Annotated in this window: 18 protein-coding genes; 13 read left to right on the forward strand and 5 right to left on the reverse strand. The window is 69.9% G+C overall.

The window, feature by feature from the left end:
• Nucleotides 1–77: 77 nt before the first annotated feature.
• The 3 genes from AWC30_RS01765 to AWC30_RS01775 all read left to right on the forward strand — a co-directional run bounded on the left by AWC30_RS01765 (nucleotide 78) and on the right by AWC30_RS01775 (nucleotide 2,660).
• Nucleotides 78–755, forward strand: coding sequence for an MBL fold metallo-hydrolase (locus tag AWC30_RS01765; RefSeq protein WP_085108000.1), 678 nt, complete (start codon nucleotides 78–80; stop codon nucleotides 753–755).
• Nucleotides 752–2,026, forward strand: a complete 1,275-nt coding sequence (gene hisS, locus AWC30_RS01770; RefSeq protein WP_085108003.1) for a histidine--tRNA ligase — start codon at nucleotides 752–754, stop codon at nucleotides 2,024–2,026. The genes AWC30_RS01765 and hisS overlap by 4 nt, the downstream gene beginning before the upstream one ends.
• 214 nt (nucleotides 2,027–2,240) lie before the next feature.
• Entirely contained in the window at nucleotides 2,241–2,660 is a 420-nt protein-coding gene (locus AWC30_RS01775; protein WP_372507256.1) for an Rv2576c family protein, read from the forward strand.
• Nucleotides 2,661–2,694: 34 nt separating this feature from the next.
• On the opposite strand, the gene AWC30_RS01780 is transcribed toward AWC30_RS01775, so the two are convergent.
• On the reverse strand, nucleotides 2,695–3,213 hold the full coding sequence (locus AWC30_RS01780; RefSeq protein ID WP_085108009.1) for a helix-turn-helix domain-containing protein: 519 nt from the start codon (nucleotides 3,211–3,213) through the stop codon (nucleotides 2,695–2,697).
• 62 nt (nucleotides 3,214–3,275) lie between these two features.
• Here AWC30_RS01780 and AWC30_RS01785 point away from each other — a divergent pair, with 62 nt between their 5' ends.
• The 6 genes from AWC30_RS01785 to AWC30_RS01810 all read left to right on the forward strand — a co-directional run bounded on the left by AWC30_RS01785 (nucleotide 3,276) and on the right by AWC30_RS01810 (nucleotide 7,709).
• Nucleotides 3,276–4,061 carry an aldolase gene (locus AWC30_RS01785; RefSeq protein WP_085108012.1) on the forward strand — a complete coding sequence of 262 codons (786 nt, stop codon included), beginning with the start codon at nucleotides 3,276–3,278 and terminating at the stop codon, nucleotides 4,059–4,061.
• Nucleotides 4,062–4,088: 27 nt separating this feature from the next.
• Nucleotides 4,089–4,973 carry a dihydrodipicolinate synthase family protein gene (locus AWC30_RS01790; RefSeq protein ID WP_085108016.1) on the forward strand — a complete coding sequence of 295 codons (885 nt, stop codon included), beginning with the start codon at nucleotides 4,089–4,091 and terminating at the stop codon, nucleotides 4,971–4,973.
• A 524-nt stretch (nucleotides 4,974–5,497) separates the two neighbouring features.
• Nucleotides 5,498–5,794, forward strand: a complete 297-nt coding sequence (locus AWC30_RS01795; RefSeq protein ID WP_264000516.1) for a PE family protein — start codon at nucleotides 5,498–5,500, stop codon at nucleotides 5,792–5,794.
• 12 nt (nucleotides 5,795–5,806) lie between these two features.
• The gene (locus tag AWC30_RS01800) at nucleotides 5,807–7,027 is read left to right on the forward strand and encodes a PPE family protein (RefSeq protein ID WP_085108019.1); all 1,221 of its coding nucleotides are present in this window, start codon (nucleotides 5,807–5,809) and stop codon (nucleotides 7,025–7,027) included.
• Nucleotides 7,028–7,096: 69 nt separating this feature from the next.
• Entirely contained in the window at nucleotides 7,097–7,393 is a 297-nt protein-coding gene (locus AWC30_RS01805) for a WXG100 family type VII secretion target (RefSeq protein ID WP_085108022.1), read from the forward strand.
• Nucleotides 7,394–7,424: 31 nt separating this feature from the next.
• On the forward strand, nucleotides 7,425–7,709 hold the full coding sequence (locus tag AWC30_RS01810) for a WXG100 family type VII secretion target (RefSeq protein ID WP_085108025.1): 285 nt from the start codon (nucleotides 7,425–7,427) through the stop codon (nucleotides 7,707–7,709).
• A gap of 111 nt (nucleotides 7,710–7,820) precedes the next feature.
• On the opposite strand, the gene ypfJ is transcribed toward AWC30_RS01810, so the two are convergent.
• On the reverse strand, nucleotides 7,821–8,705 hold the full coding sequence (gene ypfJ / locus AWC30_RS01815) for a KPN_02809 family neutral zinc metallopeptidase (protein WP_085108029.1): 885 nt from the start codon (nucleotides 8,703–8,705) through the stop codon (nucleotides 7,821–7,823).
• A gap of 134 nt (nucleotides 8,706–8,839) precedes the next feature.
• Nucleotides 8,840–9,346: an SRPBCC family protein gene (locus AWC30_RS01820; RefSeq protein ID WP_085108608.1), complete on the reverse strand. Its 507-nt coding sequence runs from the start codon at nucleotides 9,344–9,346 to the stop codon at nucleotides 8,840–8,842.
• 121 nt (nucleotides 9,347–9,467) lie between these two features.
• Between AWC30_RS01820 and aspS the strand changes: the two genes are divergently transcribed.
• Nucleotides 9,468–11,231 carry an aspartate--tRNA ligase gene (gene aspS / locus AWC30_RS01825; RefSeq protein ID WP_085108033.1) on the forward strand — a complete coding sequence of 588 codons (1,764 nt, stop codon included), beginning with the start codon at nucleotides 9,468–9,470 and terminating at the stop codon, nucleotides 11,229–11,231.
• A gap of 19 nt (nucleotides 11,232–11,250) precedes the next feature.
• On the opposite strand, the gene AWC30_RS01830 is transcribed toward aspS, so the two are convergent.
• Both AWC30_RS01830 and AWC30_RS01835 read right to left on the reverse strand, forming a co-directional pair.
• The gene (locus AWC30_RS01830; protein ID WP_085108036.1) at nucleotides 11,251–11,643 is read right to left on the reverse strand and encodes an MmcQ/YjbR family DNA-binding protein; all 393 of its coding nucleotides are present in this window, start codon (nucleotides 11,641–11,643) and stop codon (nucleotides 11,251–11,253) included.
• A gap of 46 nt (nucleotides 11,644–11,689) precedes the next feature.
• Nucleotides 11,690–12,778, reverse strand: a complete 1,089-nt coding sequence (locus tag AWC30_RS01835; RefSeq protein WP_085108039.1) for an ESX-1 system-associated protein — start codon at nucleotides 12,776–12,778, stop codon at nucleotides 11,690–11,692.
• A gap of 68 nt (nucleotides 12,779–12,846) precedes the next feature.
• Here AWC30_RS01835 and AWC30_RS01840 point away from each other — a divergent pair, with 68 nt between their 5' ends.
• The 3 genes from AWC30_RS01840 to AWC30_RS01850 are packed head-to-tail and all read left to right on the forward strand — an operon-like array spanning nucleotide 12,847 to nucleotide 15,447.
• Nucleotides 12,847–13,689 (forward strand): DUF3097 domain-containing protein, encoded by an 843-nt coding sequence (locus AWC30_RS01840; RefSeq protein WP_085108042.1) that lies wholly within the window; start codon nucleotides 12,847–12,849, stop codon nucleotides 13,687–13,689.
• 24 nt (nucleotides 13,690–13,713) lie between these two features.
• Nucleotides 13,714–14,082 (forward strand): TM2 domain-containing protein, encoded by a 369-nt coding sequence (locus AWC30_RS01845; protein ID WP_085108045.1) that lies wholly within the window; start codon nucleotides 13,714–13,716, stop codon nucleotides 14,080–14,082.
• Between the two features lie 21 nt (nucleotides 14,083–14,103).
• Nucleotides 14,104–15,447 (forward strand): replication-associated recombination protein A, encoded by a 1,344-nt coding sequence (locus tag AWC30_RS01850; protein WP_109561882.1) that lies wholly within the window; start codon nucleotides 14,104–14,106, stop codon nucleotides 15,445–15,447.
• The last annotated feature ends 7 nt before the right edge of the window (nucleotides 15,448–15,454 follow it).

The following is a 15,454-nucleotide window of genomic DNA, read 5'->3' on the forward strand; positions in this document are numbered from 1 at the left end:
CGTGGTCGTGTCCCTCGGCAAGAGTCTGCCAGCCCTGGTGTGTGCCGCCGACACCACCCGATGGGAAACTGGACGGCGTGTTGATCACCGGATTTCCCGCCGGGCTGCTGGCGTGCAACTGCTATGTGCTGGCCGAGGGGCCCGGCGCGGACGCGCTCATCGTCGACCCGGGTCAGCGCGCGATGGGGGAGCTGCGCCGGATCCTCGACGAGAACCGGCTCACCCCGGCCGCCGTGCTGATCACCCATGGCCACATCGACCACATCTGGTCAGCGCAGAAGGTGTGCGACACCTACGGCATCCCCGCCTACATCCACCCCGAGGACCGGTTCATGCTGACCGACCCGATCCGCGGTTTCGGGCCGCGACTGGGCCAGTTGGCGCTCGGCGCACTGTTCCGTGAGCCCAAGCAGGTCGTCGAACTCGACCGCGACGGTGACAAGGTCGAGCTCGGCGGCATCACCGTCGCCGTCGACCACACCCCGGGCCACACCCGCGGCTCGGTCTGCTTCCGCGTTCCCGGCGCCGCACCCGACGGCCCGCACGACGTGGTGTTCAGCGGCGACACGCTGTTCGCCGGATCGGTGGGCCGCACCGACCTGCCCGGCGGCAGCGGGCGTGACCTGCTCGGCTCGATCGTGGCGAAACTGCTGGTGCTCGACGACCACACCGTGGTCTACCCCGGCCACGGCCCGGCCACCACGATCGGTCTCGAGCGGCGCACCAACCCGTTCCTGGAGGGGCTGAGCGGATGAGCGGATACAGCGCCTTCGCCGGCCCCAAAGGCGTCCCGGACTATCTGCCGCCGGATTCGGCGGCCTTCGTGGCCGTGCGCGACGGCATGCTCGCCGCGGCCCGGCGCGCCGGCTACGGCGACATCGAGTTGCCGATCTTCGAGGACACCGCACTGTTCGCGCGCGGCGTGGGCGAATCCACCGACGTGGTCTCCAAGGAGATGTACACCTTCGCCGACCGCGGCGACCGTTCGGTGACGCTGCGGCCGGAGGGCACCGCCGGGGTGGTGCGCGCGGTGATCGAACACGGCCTGGACCGGGGGCAGCTGCCGGTCAAGCTCTGCTACGCGGGACCGTTCTTCCGCTACGAACGCCCGCAGGCCGGCCGCTACCGGCAGTTGCAGCAGGTCGGCGTCGAGGCGATCGGCGTGGACGACCCGGCGCTCGACGCCGAGGTCATCGCGTTGGCCGACACCGCGTTCCGCTCCCTGGGGCTCGACGGCTTCCGCCTGGAACTCACGTCCCTGGGCGATGAGACCTGCCGGCCCGCCTACCGCGAGCTGCTCCAGGAGTTCCTGTTCCGGCTGGACCTCGACGAAGAGACCCGCAGGCGCGCCGAGATCAACCCGCTGCGGGTGCTCGACGACAAGCGCCCCCGGATGCGTGAACTCACCGCCGATGCGCCGGTGCTGCTCGATCACCTCTCGGACTCCGCGCGGGACCACTTCTCGACCGTGCGCGAGCACCTGGACGCGCTCGGCGTGCCGTATGTGATCAATCCGCGCATGGTGCGCGGCTTGGACTACTACACCAAGACCACCTTCGAGTTCGTCCACGACGGGCTGGGCGCACAGTCGGGCATCGGCGGTGGCGGCCGCTATGACGGGCTGATGCATCAGCTCGGTGGGCAGGACCTGTCCGGCATCGGGTTCGGCCTCGGGGTGGACCGCACCCTGCTGGCCCTGGCCGCCGAAGGCAAGACCGTCGGCTCCACCGCGCGCTGCGAGGTGTTCGGGGTGCCGTTGGGGGAGCGAGCCAAGCTGCAGTTGGCGCAGCTGGCCGCCGCACTGCGGGCGTCGGGCGTCCGGGTCGATCTGGCCTACGGCGACCGCGGCCTCAAGGGCGCGATGCGGGCCGCCGACCGGTCCGGTGCGCGGGTGGCGCTGGTCGCCGGTGAGCGCGACATCGACGCGGGCGTGGTGGGCGTGAAAGATCTCGGCAGCGGCGAGCAGGTACCGGTGCCGCTGGCTGAGGTGGTCGGCGAGGTGCGTGGCCGGCTCGAGTCGCGCTGATGCGACCTGCGGTTTTGCGGGTTGAGAGCGTGATCGCGGAGCACCGATCGCCGGTGTAGCCCTGAAATCGACGCGCCAGCGGGCGCATAGGCCCGAAAACGCCCGGATTTCGCCGAATCGGTGTCGATTTCAGGGCTACGGCCGCTCGGCGGGAGCCGGGTGCGGACTGCGGCGCGGCTGTAACGCTTCGGTAACCTGCCTCGATATGGCGTACATGCGAATTCCAACCACGGTCGGGGCTGCGCTGGCGGTGGCGGCCGCCGGTGTCGCGGTCAGCCAAGCCGCTGCCGCCGCGGACCCGGAGGCCGGTGGCCACGAGGTCACCTACACCATCACCACCACCAGCGACCTGCACGGCGACATCCGGTACATCGAGACCGACCCGCCCAGCATGGACGCCTACAACGCCGAACCGGACAAGTACCTGAAGACCCTCTACCGCACGCCGATCACCGGCGGGCAGACGTTGGTGTACACCACCACGTTGGCCGATCCGGGCCAGTGGGCCCTGATCACCGCGAGCGGCGGGCTGCGGATCAACCCGGAATTCCGTTGCGAGATCGCCGTCGACGGCGAGGTGGTCGTCTCCGAGCAGGGCGGTAGCGGCGTCACCTGCTCCACCCGACCCTGGTAGCCCACCCGGGCCGTGCGGCCGGGCGCTGACCCGGTCAGCGGGCCCCGGGCTCGTGGTAGGCGACGACCAACGCCTCCGCGGGTTCGTCGCCGACCGCCCGGATCCGGTGGTCGACCGAGGCGTCGAAGTAGGCGCTGTCGCCGGGGCCGAGCGTCACGGTGTCCTCGCCGTAGTCCAACTCGATCGTGCCGGTGCGCACGAACACCAGCTCTTGGCCGCTGTGGGCCGGGTGGGGGTCGTCGGCCTCGCCGTCGGCCGGGCGAACGACGAACGGCGACATCGCCTTGCCTAACAATTCGGGTGCCAGGGCGCGGTATCGCTGGGCGCCGCCGGTGCGGTCCACCGCGATCTGTCCGCCGGTGTCACCGGCGGAGAACAGTCGCGCCACATCCACCTGCAGCGCGTCGGCGATCTTCAGCGCCGCGGCGATCGACGGGGTGGCCTGGTCCCGTTCCACCTTCGACAGGTAGCTCTTGGTCAGCCCGGTTTCGTCGGCGAGGTCCTGCAGGGTCAGTCCTCGCTGCCGGCGGATCGTGCGCACCAGAGCGGTCACACCGCCACTATGACACAAAGTGTCCTATAGTGGAGTCAGTGTTTCCGATCTGAGGAGCCGGCATGGCAACCACGTTCACCGAATCCAAAGAAGCGTTGATGGGCCGGGCGAAGGACCAGCTGGCCGCCAACGTCGATGAGCCGGACTGGACCACCCGCCAGAAACTCGCACTGACCTGCCGCGCGCTGTTCGACCGCGGCCATGACTCCGGTCTGGCCGGTCAGATCACCGCCCGGGCCGAAGAACCCGGCACGTACTACACCCAGCGGCTGGGCTTGGGTTTCGACGAGATCACCGAGGACAACCTGCTCGTCGTCGACGAGGACCTCAACGTCCTCGAAGGCGACGGCATGGCCAACCCGGCGAACCGGTTCCACAGCTGGATCTACCGGGCGCGACCCGACGTGAACTGCATCGTGCACACCCACCCGTTCCACGTCGCGGCGCTGTCCATGCTTGAGACCCCGCTGGTGGTCTCGCAGATGGACACCACCCCGCTATACGACGACTGCGCGTTCCTCAAGGACTGGCCGGGGGTGCCGGTCGGCAACGAAGAGGGCGACATCATCGCGGCCGCGCTGGGGGACAAGCGCGCGATCCTGTTGGCCCATCACGGGCAGATCGTCGTCGGCGCCAGTGTGGAGGAGGCCTGCACACTCGGCGTGCTCATCGAGCGCGCCGCCCAGCTGCAGTTGGCCGCCATGGCCGCCGGGCCCATCGCGCCGCTGCCGGAGAAACTGGCCCGCGAGGCCCACGACTGGACCTCGACGCCGCAACGCAGCAGAGCCAACTTCGCCTACTACGCGCGTCGGGCGCTGGCGCGCCACCCCGACGCGATCACCGCCTGAGACCCGACCCGACCGAGGAGCCAGCCCGTGTCCGACATCCGCGACGTCATCGCCTACCCGGTCACCCCGTTCACCGCCGACGGGATCGACACCACCCGATTGGCGGGCCTGGTCAAACGGCTGGTCGCCGACGGTGTGCACGCCATGGCCCCGCTGGGCAGCACCGGTGAGCTGGCCTACCTCGACGACGCGGAGTTCGACACCGTCGTGGACACCACGATCGCCGCGGTCGACGGGGCGGTGCCGGTGCTGGTCGGGGTCTCGGCGATGACCACCGCGGAAACAGTGCGCCGTGCGCGCTACGCCCAGCAGGCCGGCGCCGATGCGGTGCAGGTGGTGCCGGTGTCCTACTGGAAGCTCAACGACCGCGAGATCACCGAGCACTTCCGGGCGGTCTCCGACGCGATCGACATCCCGATCATGGCCTACAACAACCCGGCGACCGCCGGAGTCGACATGAGCCCGGAGTTGCTGGTCTCGATGTTCGAGTCGATCGAACACGTCACCATGGTCAAGGAATCCACCGGGGACCTGCGCAGGATGCAGCGGATCACCGAACTCAGCGACGGGTTGCTGCCGTTCTACAACGGCAGCAACCCGCTGGTGCTCGACGCGCTACGGGCCGGTGCGACCGGTTGGTGCACCTCGGCGCCCAACCTGGTCGCGCAGCCCTGCCTGGATCTGGTCGCCGCGGTACGGGCCGGTGAGCAGGAGAAAGCGCAGGCGCTCTATGACCGGCTGAACCCGCTGCTGGAGTTCATCGTTGCGGGCGGGTTGGCCACCACCGTCAAGGCGGGATTGGAGTTGCTGGGTGAGTCCGCCGGCGACCCGCGCCGACCGCTGTTGCCGCTGGACAGTGCCGGCCGAGACCGGCTGCAGGCAATCCTGGACAGGCTCGCTTCCGGCGCCTGACGGGCGGGGAGAGAAGCGTTGAGGGTGAAAGCACAGTCGATGCACTGTGCCCGCACAGGTCAGCGCGGTGACAGCGGCGTGGAGATGACCGCGTGTGCACACGCTCAGGTATCCGGCACCGCGGCCCCGGGGGTTTTGCCCTGCTCTCGCGGCGTGACCGGACCACCGCACGGACGTCATCGAGACGGCCCGGGCACCCTCGTTAAGGAAGCGGTTAGCTTGAGCGAAGCGACGCATCGATTGGCCGTCTGGGCTGCCGGCCGGGGTAGGGTAGTGAAAATCCGGCCAGGACCATGCCAAACGGTTCCCTGTGGCGGATCGGGGGTGTAGCGTTCCGGGCCATGGCCAGCGCGCTAGGCGGCGGGTTGGTCAGGGATCGCTAAGGTTCGCGACGATGGGGGTGGCGTGGATCACTATCGATTTGGCATAATCGCTACTCGGCGGCGCGTAAATAGCGTGGTGGTGCGGCAGCGCCAGTCGCCGATGTTCGGTTCGGTTCCGGGTTCGACCAAGGGGGTTACCGGGTGTATGTGAAGACTGAGCCGGCCGTGCTGATGGCAGCGGCCGGCAACCTCGAGGCGATCGGCGCTTCGATGAATGCGGGCAACGCCGCCGCGGCGGCCCCGACCACCGGGGTGGCTCCCGCCGCCGCCGACGAGGTCTCAGCGCTGACCGCGGCGCAGTTCTCCGCGCATGCGCAGATGTATCAGGCGATGGCAGCCCAGGCCGCGGCGATCCACGAGCAGTTCGTCAACACGTTGCGTACCAACGCCGCCGCCTACGCCAGCGCCGAGGCCGCCAACGCGGCCAGTGCTCAGTGATCGGTAACTGAGATGCTGGGGTTCGGGTTTCCATTCTTTCCTCCGGAGATCAACTCGTTTCTGATCTCCTCGGGCCCGGGTTCTGCGCCCATGCTGGAAGCCTCGGTTTCCTGGGAGAACCTCGCCGCCGAGCTCGAGACAACCGCCCAGACCATCCAATCCCTGACCGGCGGCCTGGTCGCGGAGTGGACGGGGCCGTCGGCGCTGGCGATGGAAGGTGCGGTCAGCCCATATGTGGCCTGGCTGCACGAGTCATCGATCGAGGCCGCCGACGCGGGTGCACGGGCGGGAGCCGTCGCCGCCGCATTCGAACAAGCGCGCACCACCTCGATTCCGCTGGCGATGGTGCTGGCCAACCGGGTTCGCCTGCTCACGCTGGTCTCAACCAACATCCTGGGCCAGAACACCGGCTTGATCGCCGCTTGCGAGGCCGAATACCAGATGTACTGGGCCGACGACGTGATGGCGATGCTGCAATACCAATCCGCTTCGCACGCCGCGCGACCGGCGACCGAGCGGCAACATCCGCCGCCAACCGTCTCGCGGATGAGCACCGGCGAAGAAACCATGGTTGCTAAGCCGAGTCTGGCCACTGAAATTATGCCGAATCTCTCACTTCCGGAAATTCCCGGGCTCGGCAGCCTCGGAGATATCGGGACGTCGATCCCGATTCTTGGGGACGTATATAGCATCGTCAGCAATCCCGCCAGCATCCTGACCACGCCGGGGATGAGTTCGGCCTCCGAGCTGTTCAACATTCCCGCCCGGATGATGACCGCCCCGGTCAGCATGCTCACCAGCCTGACCCGCGGGGGCGGCACCGGGGGCACCGGGTTGGGCGGTCTCGGCCAGCTCGGCGGTGGCGGCACCAGCTCACTGCTGGACGCCATCAACGAGATGGTCAGCGGCAAACTGCAGGGCCTGACCTCCGGGCTGAGCAACCAGCTGTCCTCGTGGGGCTCGCAGATCGGCCAGCAGGTCGGCGCCCAGCTGGCCAACGCCTCGCGCATCGGCGGTCTCTCGGTGCCCGACGGCGCCATCCAGACCATCACCCGCGCGCTGCCGGTGCCGCCGGCCACCACGGTGGTCTCACCGACCACCGTCCAGGCGGGCATGCCCGGCGGGCCGTTCGCCCAGGCGATGATGGGCGCACTGGCCGGACGCGGCTTCGGCGGCCTGGGCTCGATGGCCAAGGCCGGCGCCAAGGCCGCCGCGTCAGCCAAGGGCGGCTGACACGCGGCCCCCTGAACTCGCTAGGCGAGCAACACAACTCACGACCACAGGTTTCAAAGGAGATTGATCATGGCAGCTCGTTTTATGACCGATCCGCAGATGATGCGGGATATGGCGGGGCGTTTTGAGGTGCATGCTCAGACGGTGGAGGATGAGGCGCGGCGGATGTTCATGTCGTCGCAGAACATCTCGGGTGCCGGGTGGAGTGGTATCGCGGAGCGGACGTCGTTGGACACGATGGGGCAGATGCAGGCGGCGTTTCGCAACATCGTGAACATGTTGCACGGGGTGCGTGACGGGTTGATTCGTGACGCCAATGTGTATGAGCAGCAGGAAGCTGCGGCGCAGTCGAGCCTGAGCAGCTGACGACCACTTCGGTTTTGGAAGGGATAAGCAGATGACGATCAATTACCAGTTCGGTGATGTCAATGCCCATGGGGCGATGATCAGGGCGCAGGCGGCGTCGTTGGAGGCCGAGCACCAGGCGATCATTCGGGATGTGTTGATGGCCGGGGACTTTTGGGGTGGTGCCGGTTCGGCGGCGTGCCAGGAGTTCATCGCGCAGTTGGGTCGTAACTTCCAGGTGATCTACCAGCAGGCCAACGACCACGGCGCCAAGGTGCAGAACGCGGGCAACAACATGTCGTCCACCGACAGCGCGGTCGGCTCCAGCTGGCTGTAACCCGCACCGGCACGACGAAGCCCCCGCCCGAACAGGTGGGGGCTTCGCCGTTGGAGGGGCTGCGCCGTTGGAGGCGACGCCGTCGGGACAGTGCCGTTGGGTCGCCGGGCCTCAGCCCAGGTCCTGCGTGGCGAAGGTGTCGCACTTCGCCGGCTCACCGCTCTGGTAGCCGACGGTGAACCAGTGCTGCCGCTGCTCGGAAGATCCGTGGGTCCACGCATCCGGGTTGATGCGCCCGGTCATCGACTCCTGGATCCGGTCGTCGCCGACCGACGCCGCCGCCGACAGTGCGTCGGCGATGTCCTGATCGCTCAGCGGCTGCAGGAACGGCTCACCGGTGCTTTCATCCTTGGTGATCGCCGCGTAGTGCGCCCACACCCCGGCGTAGCAGTCGGCCTGCAACTCGGTGCGCACCCCCGCGCCGGTGGCCCCCTTGGCGCCGCTCTGCGCCCGCCCCAGCGTCCCGGCCAGGTTCTGCACATGGTGGCCGTACTCGTGCGCCACCACATATTCCTGCGCCAATGCGCCGCTGCTGGAGCCGAATTGGTCGACCAGCACCTGGAAGAAGTCGGTGTCGAAGTAGGCGGTCTGGTCCGCCGGGCAGTAGAACGGGCCGACCTCGCTGGTCGCCATGCCGCACCCGGTGTTCACCTGGCCGCTGAACAGCCGCATGCTGGGTCGCTTGTAACCGGGCAACAACTGCGCCCAGGTCGCGTCCACCGAGTTGCCGGTCGCCACGACCCGGCACTGCACGTACTTGTTGGCGTCCGCACCGGTCTTGCACTTGTTCAAGTCGAAACCCGGCGCCACGTCGCTGGGGGCGCTCGCCTCCGGCGGCATCACCTCGCCGGGGTCCACCCCGAGGAACATCGCCACCACCACCACGAGCAGGCCGGCCAACCCGCCGCCCATGGCCATTCCGCGGCCGCCCCCGCCTCGCCCGCCGGTGGCCCGGGTGGTGCTGGTGTCGATGTTGACACCCTCGTTGAAGGTCATCGCAGGCTCCGTCGCTCACAGGTTTTCTGGGCGGACCGCGCTTCCGGCACGGCCGACCTCAGCTTCGCACACGTTGGCGTGCGCGCGCCCGCGTTGCCGGTGTCTTCGGCAATCGCGGGGGCCACAGCGGCGCGCTACACCGCAGCGAATCGCCGGTCGGTGTAGCGCCGCAACCGGACCAGGAACCACTTGAGCATCACGTTCATCACCGGCCGCGCCACCACCATCGCCAGCCGGGCCGGGCCCAGCGGTTTGAGCGCCATCGTCCAGGTCAGCCGGCAGCCCTGCGCCGTCGACTCCACCCGATAGCTCTCGGCGAACGCCCCCACCGCCTTGGTGGAGGACTCGTTGAACCGGAACGCCAGGAACGTGTACGGCTCCCAGGCGATGAACTCCTCGTAGCCGACGATCCCGCCGCGCATCGTGACCGTCCGGGTGGTCCCCACCCCGTAGGGCGCCGGGCTGGTCCAGGTGACGTCGGTGATCACCGACGCCCACTGCGGCCACGACCCGGCGTCGGCGAGCACCTCGAACAACTGCTCGGGGGTGATGGCCAACTCGACGCTGTTGGCGAAGCGGTACGGCGCCGTGTCGATGAACCCGACGTCGACGCGCTGGCAGGGATGCTTCTTGTTCTTCAGGCCCACCTGTAAACCTCCGGTCCGATGACCCCCAGCCCATCACATGCCGCCCCGGCGCACCACACCGCCCGGCAGCCTTAGACTGGTCAATCGTTTCCCGCCCCGCCCTCGAGGAGTAGCTGTGCTGCGCAGTCACAACGCCGGTTCCCTGCGATCCGCCCACGCCGGGCAGCAGGTCACCCTGGCCGGCTGGGTGGCGCGCCGCCGCGACCACGGCGGGGTCATCTTCATCGACCTGCGCGACGCCTCCGGGGTGGCGCAGGTGGTCTTCCGCGACGACGCCGTGCTCGACGAGGCCCACCGGCTGCGCGCCGAATTCTGCATCGCCGTGACCGGTGTGGTCGAGATCCGCCCGGAGGGCAACGCCAACCCCGAGATCCCCACCGGGGACATCGAGGTCAACGTCACCGGCCTCGACGTGCTCGGCGAAGCCGCACCGCTGCCCTTCCAACTCGACGAGGCACCGGGGGAGGAGGCCCGGCTGCGGCACCGCTACCTGGACCTGCGCCGGGACGGCCCCGGCGCGGCGCTCCGGCTGCGCTCCCGGGTCAACGCCGCAGCCCGCGCGGTGCTGGCAGCCCGCGACTTCATCGAGATCGAGACCCCGACGCTGACCCGCTCCACGCCCGAGGGCGCCCGCGACTTCCTGGTCCCGGCCCGGCTGCGGCCGGGCACCTTCTACGCGCTGCCGCAGAGCCCGCAGCTGTTCAAACAGCTGCTGATGGTGGCCGGCATGGAGCGCTACTACCAGATCGCCCGCTGCTACCGCGACGAAGACTTCCGCGCCGACCGCCAGCCCGAGTTTACCCAGCTCGACCTGGAGATGAGCTTCGTCGACGCCGAGGACGTCATCGCCGTCGCCGAGGAGATCCTCGCCGCCCTGTGGGCGCTGATCGGCTACGACCTGCCCACCCCGCTGCCCCGGATCAGCTACGCCGACGCGATGCGCCGGTTCGGCACCGACAAACCCGATCTGCGGTTCGGGCTGGAACTGGTCGAGTGCACCGAGTTCTTCCACGACACCCCGTTCCGGGTGTTCCAGGCGCCCTACGTCGGCGCGGTGGTCATGCCCGGCGGGGCGTCCCAGCCGCGCCGCACGCTCGACGGCTGGCAGGAATGGGCCAAGCAGCGCGGCGCCAAAGGCCTGGCCTACGTCCTGATCGGCGAGGACGGCGAGCTGGGCGGCCCGGTCGCCAAGAACCTGTCCGACACCGAGCGGGCCGGACTGGCCGGGCACGTCGGCGCGGCACCCGGCGACTGCGTCTTCTTCGCGGCCGGGCCGATCAAGGCGTCGCGGGCGCTGCTGGGCGCCGCGCGCGGGGAGATCGCCCACCGCCTCGACCTCATCGATCCCGCCGCCTGGGCGTTCACCTGGGTGGTGGACCCGCCGCTGTTCGAGCCGGTTGACGAGGCCACCGCCGCCGGTGACGTGGCCGTCGGCTCCGGGGCCTGGACCGCGGTGCACCACGCGTTCACCGCCCCCAAGACCGACTCGGCCGCCGCCCTCACCGCCGACCCCGGCGCTGTCATCGCCGACGCCTACGACATCGTCTGCAACGGCAACGAGATCGGCGGCGGCTCGCTGCGCATCCACCGCCGGGACGTCCAGGAGCAGGTGTTCGCGGTCATGGGCATCGACGCCGACCAGGCCCAGGAGAAGTTCGGCTTCCTGCTCGACGCGTTCACCTACGGCGCACCGCCGCACGGCGGGATCGCCTTCGGGTGGGACCGGATCACCGCACTGCTGGCCGGGGTGGACTCGATCCGCGAGGTCATCGCGTTCCCGAAATCCGGTGGCGGTGTCGACCCGCTCACCGACGCGCCGGCCCCGATCACCCCGCAGCAACGCAAAGAATCCGGGATCGACGCCGCGCCGCAGACCTGAACCGCCGCGAAGCGGCGCCTCAGCCGCGCCGGCCGCGATATTCCCGGGTCACCGTCCGGGGCGCCTGCACCAGCCAGGCGCCGGTGATGATCTCCTCGAGCTCGGCCACGCCGATCGCAGCCAGCCGGACCAGCACCACCGGGTAGCCGTCGAAGTGCGGCGTGGTGAAGAACACCGCGGGCCGCTCGGCGATCAGCGCCGCCTTGGCCGCCTCGTCGGGGACCCGGGCCGCCAGGATGTCGCCGCCGTCGGCGCCGCCGGCCCCGGGCCGGGCGTAGTGATGGCGGTCGGAGTGGCGCGGGGGGCGTTCCCACACCACCAGCTTCTTCCCGACCCGCCAGTCGCGTCCGGCACACCGCTCGGTCAGCGGCAGCGCGTCCACCAGCCGGGCGACGTCCCGCCACGTGGCCACATGCCGATTCTGCCCCGAAATCGCCGATCCGCCGGGCGATTTCCGGTTATGCGCCGCTGATCGTGCAGGCCGAGTCGACCAGAGCGGAGGTGAAGGCGGCCGCGTTGGCCAGATGCTGATCGGCCGGCGTATAGGTCATGATCGCCGCGACGAAAGCCCGCTGGTACTGCGCGATGAGGATCGCGAAATCCTGCAGGGTGGCGTTTCCGCTGTTGCGGCCGAGTTGCTCGATGGTGTTGGCGTGCGTGCTCATCACCTGTGCCGCAGCCACATTGACCGCCTTCTGCTGCGGGTTCCACAGGATCGCGGCGAGGCTGGGGTCCATCTGCTGCCAGTCGGCGGTCTTGGCCATGTAGTCGCGCAACGTGGTCCGCCAATCCCGGCAGACCGGGTTGGCCGCGGCCAGGAACGGCACCGGGTTGGTGGGGTCGGCCGGTGTGGCGGTCAACTCCGGCGGGCCCTGCAGCGGAGCCAGCGGCCCACGGGACGCCGCCGAACCGTCGTCGATGGCGCGGCAGATCGCCCCCAGCGCGGAGGCGGCGCTGTTGGCGGCCTCGGCCAGGTTGTTGTCCGCCGGGGTGTACTGCGGCACCTTCTCGGCGTAGGCGCGGCCATAGGCGATGAACTGCTCGTAGAGTTCCCGCATCACCCGGTGCGGGGTCAGTTTGGCCAGCCCGACCGCCTGCGCCGCGGCGCTGCGCAACACCGCCGCGGCGCCCATGTGCATCTGCTGCAACTCGGGGGTCCACTCCGACGCGGGCAGCGACCGGTCCCGGTCGTTCCACTTGCCCTCCCCGGCCGAGCTGAGGGTGTCGTTGATCGTCGTCCACGACGTGCAGGTGGGATCGGCGATGATGACACCGACCGGGCCGGTGTCGGTGGCGCTGGCGATCTCGCCGGTGCGGCCCGGCTCGGCGCCGTCCCGTGCCGAGGTGGCGGAATCGCCGCCACCGAAGACGACCAGCGCCATCGCGGCGACCGCGACCACCGCCAGGAAAACCACCAGCCCCAGCGCCAATTTCAGGCTGTTGTCCCGCTTGGGTCCGCGACGGCCGCCGTCTTCGTCGTCGTCGAAGTCGTCGTCATCGTCATCGACTTCGTCGTCGTCATCGTCGAAGTCGTAGTCATCGAACACAATCGTGCAGCTTAGAGTGAATGTCGGTCCGCGGGGATCGATTGGGCACGGCCATAAGATCGTGTCTCGTGACCGATCGCTACGGCCGTGATGTTCTGGCCCACAATCCACACACCGCCGGCAAACCCCGCTCGGAGCTGCGACCGGTCGAGATCGGCCTGGTCGTCGAGGACGCGCAGACCGGCTATGTCGGGGCGGTCACCCGCGTCGAATACGGGCGCATGCAACTCGAAGACCGGCACGGACGTACCAAACAGTTCCCGGTCGGCCCCGGCTACCTCATCGACGGGCAGCCGGTGATCCTCACCGCCCCCCGGCGCAGCGCCCCGACGGCACCGGCGCGCACCGCGTCCGGCTCGGTGGCCGTGCCCGACGCCCGCGCGAAGGTCGCCCTGGCCAGCCGGATCTACGTGGAGGGCCGCCACGACGCCGAACTCGTCGAGCAGGTGTGGGGCGACGACCTGCGCGTGGAGGGCGTCGTCGTCGAACCGCTCGGCGGGATCGACGACCTGGTCGACATCGTGACCGACTTCCGGCCCGGCCCGCACCGCAGGCTCGGCGTGCTCGTCGACCACCTGGTCACCGGCTCCAAGGAGGGCCGGCTGGCCGAGGCGGTCCGGCGCGGCCCCGGCGGCGACCACACCCTGGTGGTCGGACACCCGTACGTCGACATCTGGCAGGCGGTCAAACCGGCCCGCCTCGGGCTGAAAGCCTGGCCGCGGATCCCACGGGACGTCGAATGGAAGAAGGGGGTGTGCGCCGCCCTGGGATGGCCGCACGCCACCCAGGCCGACACCGCCGCCGCCTGGCAGCGCATCCGCGGCCGGGTGCGCGACTGGACCGATCTGGAACCGGAGCTGATCGGCCGGGTGGAGGAGTTGATCGACTTCGTCACCGCGGTGCGCCGGTAGATTGGCTGGACCTAGGAGGAACCTGTGAGCACCCCCGATCACGACCCGTTCACCGAGCAGTCCGGCCCCGCGTATCCGCCGCCGTCCGGCTATCCGCCGCCGGACTACCCACCGCAGTACAGCCCGGCCAACTACGGGGCGCCGTTCGGTGTCGACGCCCACGGCGCCGCCTACTCGGAGAAGAGCAAGATCGCCGCGGGACTGCTGCAGATCTTCCTCGGCTCGTTCGGCGTCGGACGGTTCTACCTCGGCCACATCGGGATGGGGGTCGCCCAGCTGCTCGTCACCACGCTGACCTTCGGGATCGTCGGCTGGATCTGGGGGCTGATCGACGGGATCCTGATCCTCACCGGCAGCGTGCGCGATGCCCAGGGCCGCCCGCTGCGCCCCTGACCCCGGTCACCGCCGCGTGGTATGCCTGAGACCGTGACCGACGGCCTGTTCGACGAGCCCGGCCCCGAGCAGCCGAGCGGACCGGCCGCCCCGGCGGCCGGGGCTCCGCTGGCGGTACGGATGCGCCCGGCCACCCTCGACGAGGTGGTGGGCCAGGACCACCTGCTGGGTCCCGGCTCGCCGCTGCGGCGGCTGGTCGACGGCTCCGGCGCGGCCTCGGTCATCCTCTACGGGCCGCCCGGCACCGGCAAGACCACCCTGGCGTCGCTGATCTCCGGCGCCACCGGCCGCCGCTTCGAGGCGTTGTCGGCGCTGTCGGCGGGGGTCAAGGACGTCCGCGCCGTCATCGACACCGCACGCCGCGCCGCCATCCACGGCGAACAAACCGTCCTGTTCATCGACGAGGTGCACCGGTTCTCCAAAACCCAGCAGGACGCCCTGCTGTCGGCGGTGGAGAACCGGGTGGTGCTGCTGGTGGCCGCCACCACCGAGAACCCGTCCTTCTCGGTGGTCGCGCCGCTGCTGTCGCGCTCGCTGATCCTGCAGCTGCGCCCGCTGGGCGCCGACGACGTCCGCGCCGTGCTGCGCCGCGCCATCGACGACCCGCGCGGACTGGACGGGCGTATCCCGGTCACCGACGACGCACTGGACCTGCTGGTCCGCCTCGCCGCCGGCGATGCCCGCCGCGCCCTGACCGCACTCGAGGTGGCCGCCGAAACGGGGGAGCAGGTCGACCGCGCCGCCGTCGAGCAGGCCCTCGACGAGGCGGCCATCCGCTACGACCGGGACGGCGACCAGCACTACGACGTCATCAGCGCGTTCATCAAATCGGTACGCGGCTCCGACGTCGACGCCGCCCTGCATTATCTGGCCCGGATGCTGGTGGCCGGGGAGGACCCGCGGTTCATCGCCCGGCGGCTGATGATCCTGGCCAGCGAGGACATCGGCATGGCCGATCCCACCGCGCTGCCCACCGCGGTCGCCGCCGCCCAGACCGTCGCCCTGATCGGCATGCCCGAAGCCCAACTCACCCTCGCCCACGCCACCGTGCACCTGGCCACCGCCGCCAAATCCAACGCCGTCACCGTCGCCCTCGGCGCGGCGATGGCCGACATCAAGGCGGGCAAGGCCGGAATGGTGCCCGCCCACCTACGCGACGGCCACTACTCCGGCGCCGCCGGGCTGGGCCACGCGCAGGGCTACCGCTACGCCCACGACGACCCCGACGGGGTGGTCGCTCAGCAATACCCACCCGATGAGCTGGTCGGCACCGACTACTACCGGCCGACCGGCCGCGGCGCCGAACGCGACATCGGCACCCGGGTGGGCCGGCTGCGGGCCATCATCCGCCGCCGGCGCGATTAGCCGAGAA

This window comes from Mycolicibacillus trivialis, assembly GCF_002102395.1.
Taxonomy (GTDB): Bacteria; Actinomycetota; Actinomycetes; order Mycobacteriales; family Mycobacteriaceae; genus Mycobacterium; species Mycobacterium triviale.

What these genes read in the sequence shown, in the direction of transcription:
- hisS (WP_085108003.1), top strand. Translation starts at nt 752, where the DNA reads ATGAGCGGATACAGCGCCTTCGCCGGCCCCAAAGGCGTCCCGGACTAT.
- AWC30_RS01775 (WP_372507256.1), top strand. Translation starts at nt 2,241, where the DNA reads ATGCGAATTCCAACCACGGTCGGGGCTGCGCTGGCGGTGGCGGCCGCC.
- AWC30_RS01785 (WP_085108012.1), top strand. Translation starts at nt 3,276, where the DNA reads ATGGCAACCACGTTCACCGAATCCAAAGAAGCGTTGATGGGCCGGGCG.
- AWC30_RS01800 (WP_085108019.1), top strand. Translation starts at nt 5,807, where the DNA reads ATGCTGGGGTTCGGGTTTCCATTCTTTCCTCCGGAGATCAACTCGTTT.
- AWC30_RS01805 (WP_085108022.1), top strand. Translation starts at nt 7,097, where the DNA reads ATGGCAGCTCGTTTTATGACCGATCCGCAGATGATGCGGGATATGGCG.
- AWC30_RS01810 (WP_085108025.1), top strand. Translation starts at nt 7,425, where the DNA reads ATGACGATCAATTACCAGTTCGGTGATGTCAATGCCCATGGGGCGATG.
- ypfJ (WP_085108029.1), bottom strand. Translation starts at nt 8,705, where the DNA reads ATGACCTTCAACGAGGGTGTCAACATCGACACCAGCACCACCCGGGCC.
- AWC30_RS01850 (WP_109561882.1), top strand. Translation starts at nt 14,104, where the DNA reads ATGCCTGAGACCGTGACCGACGGCCTGTTCGACGAGCCCGGCCCCGAG.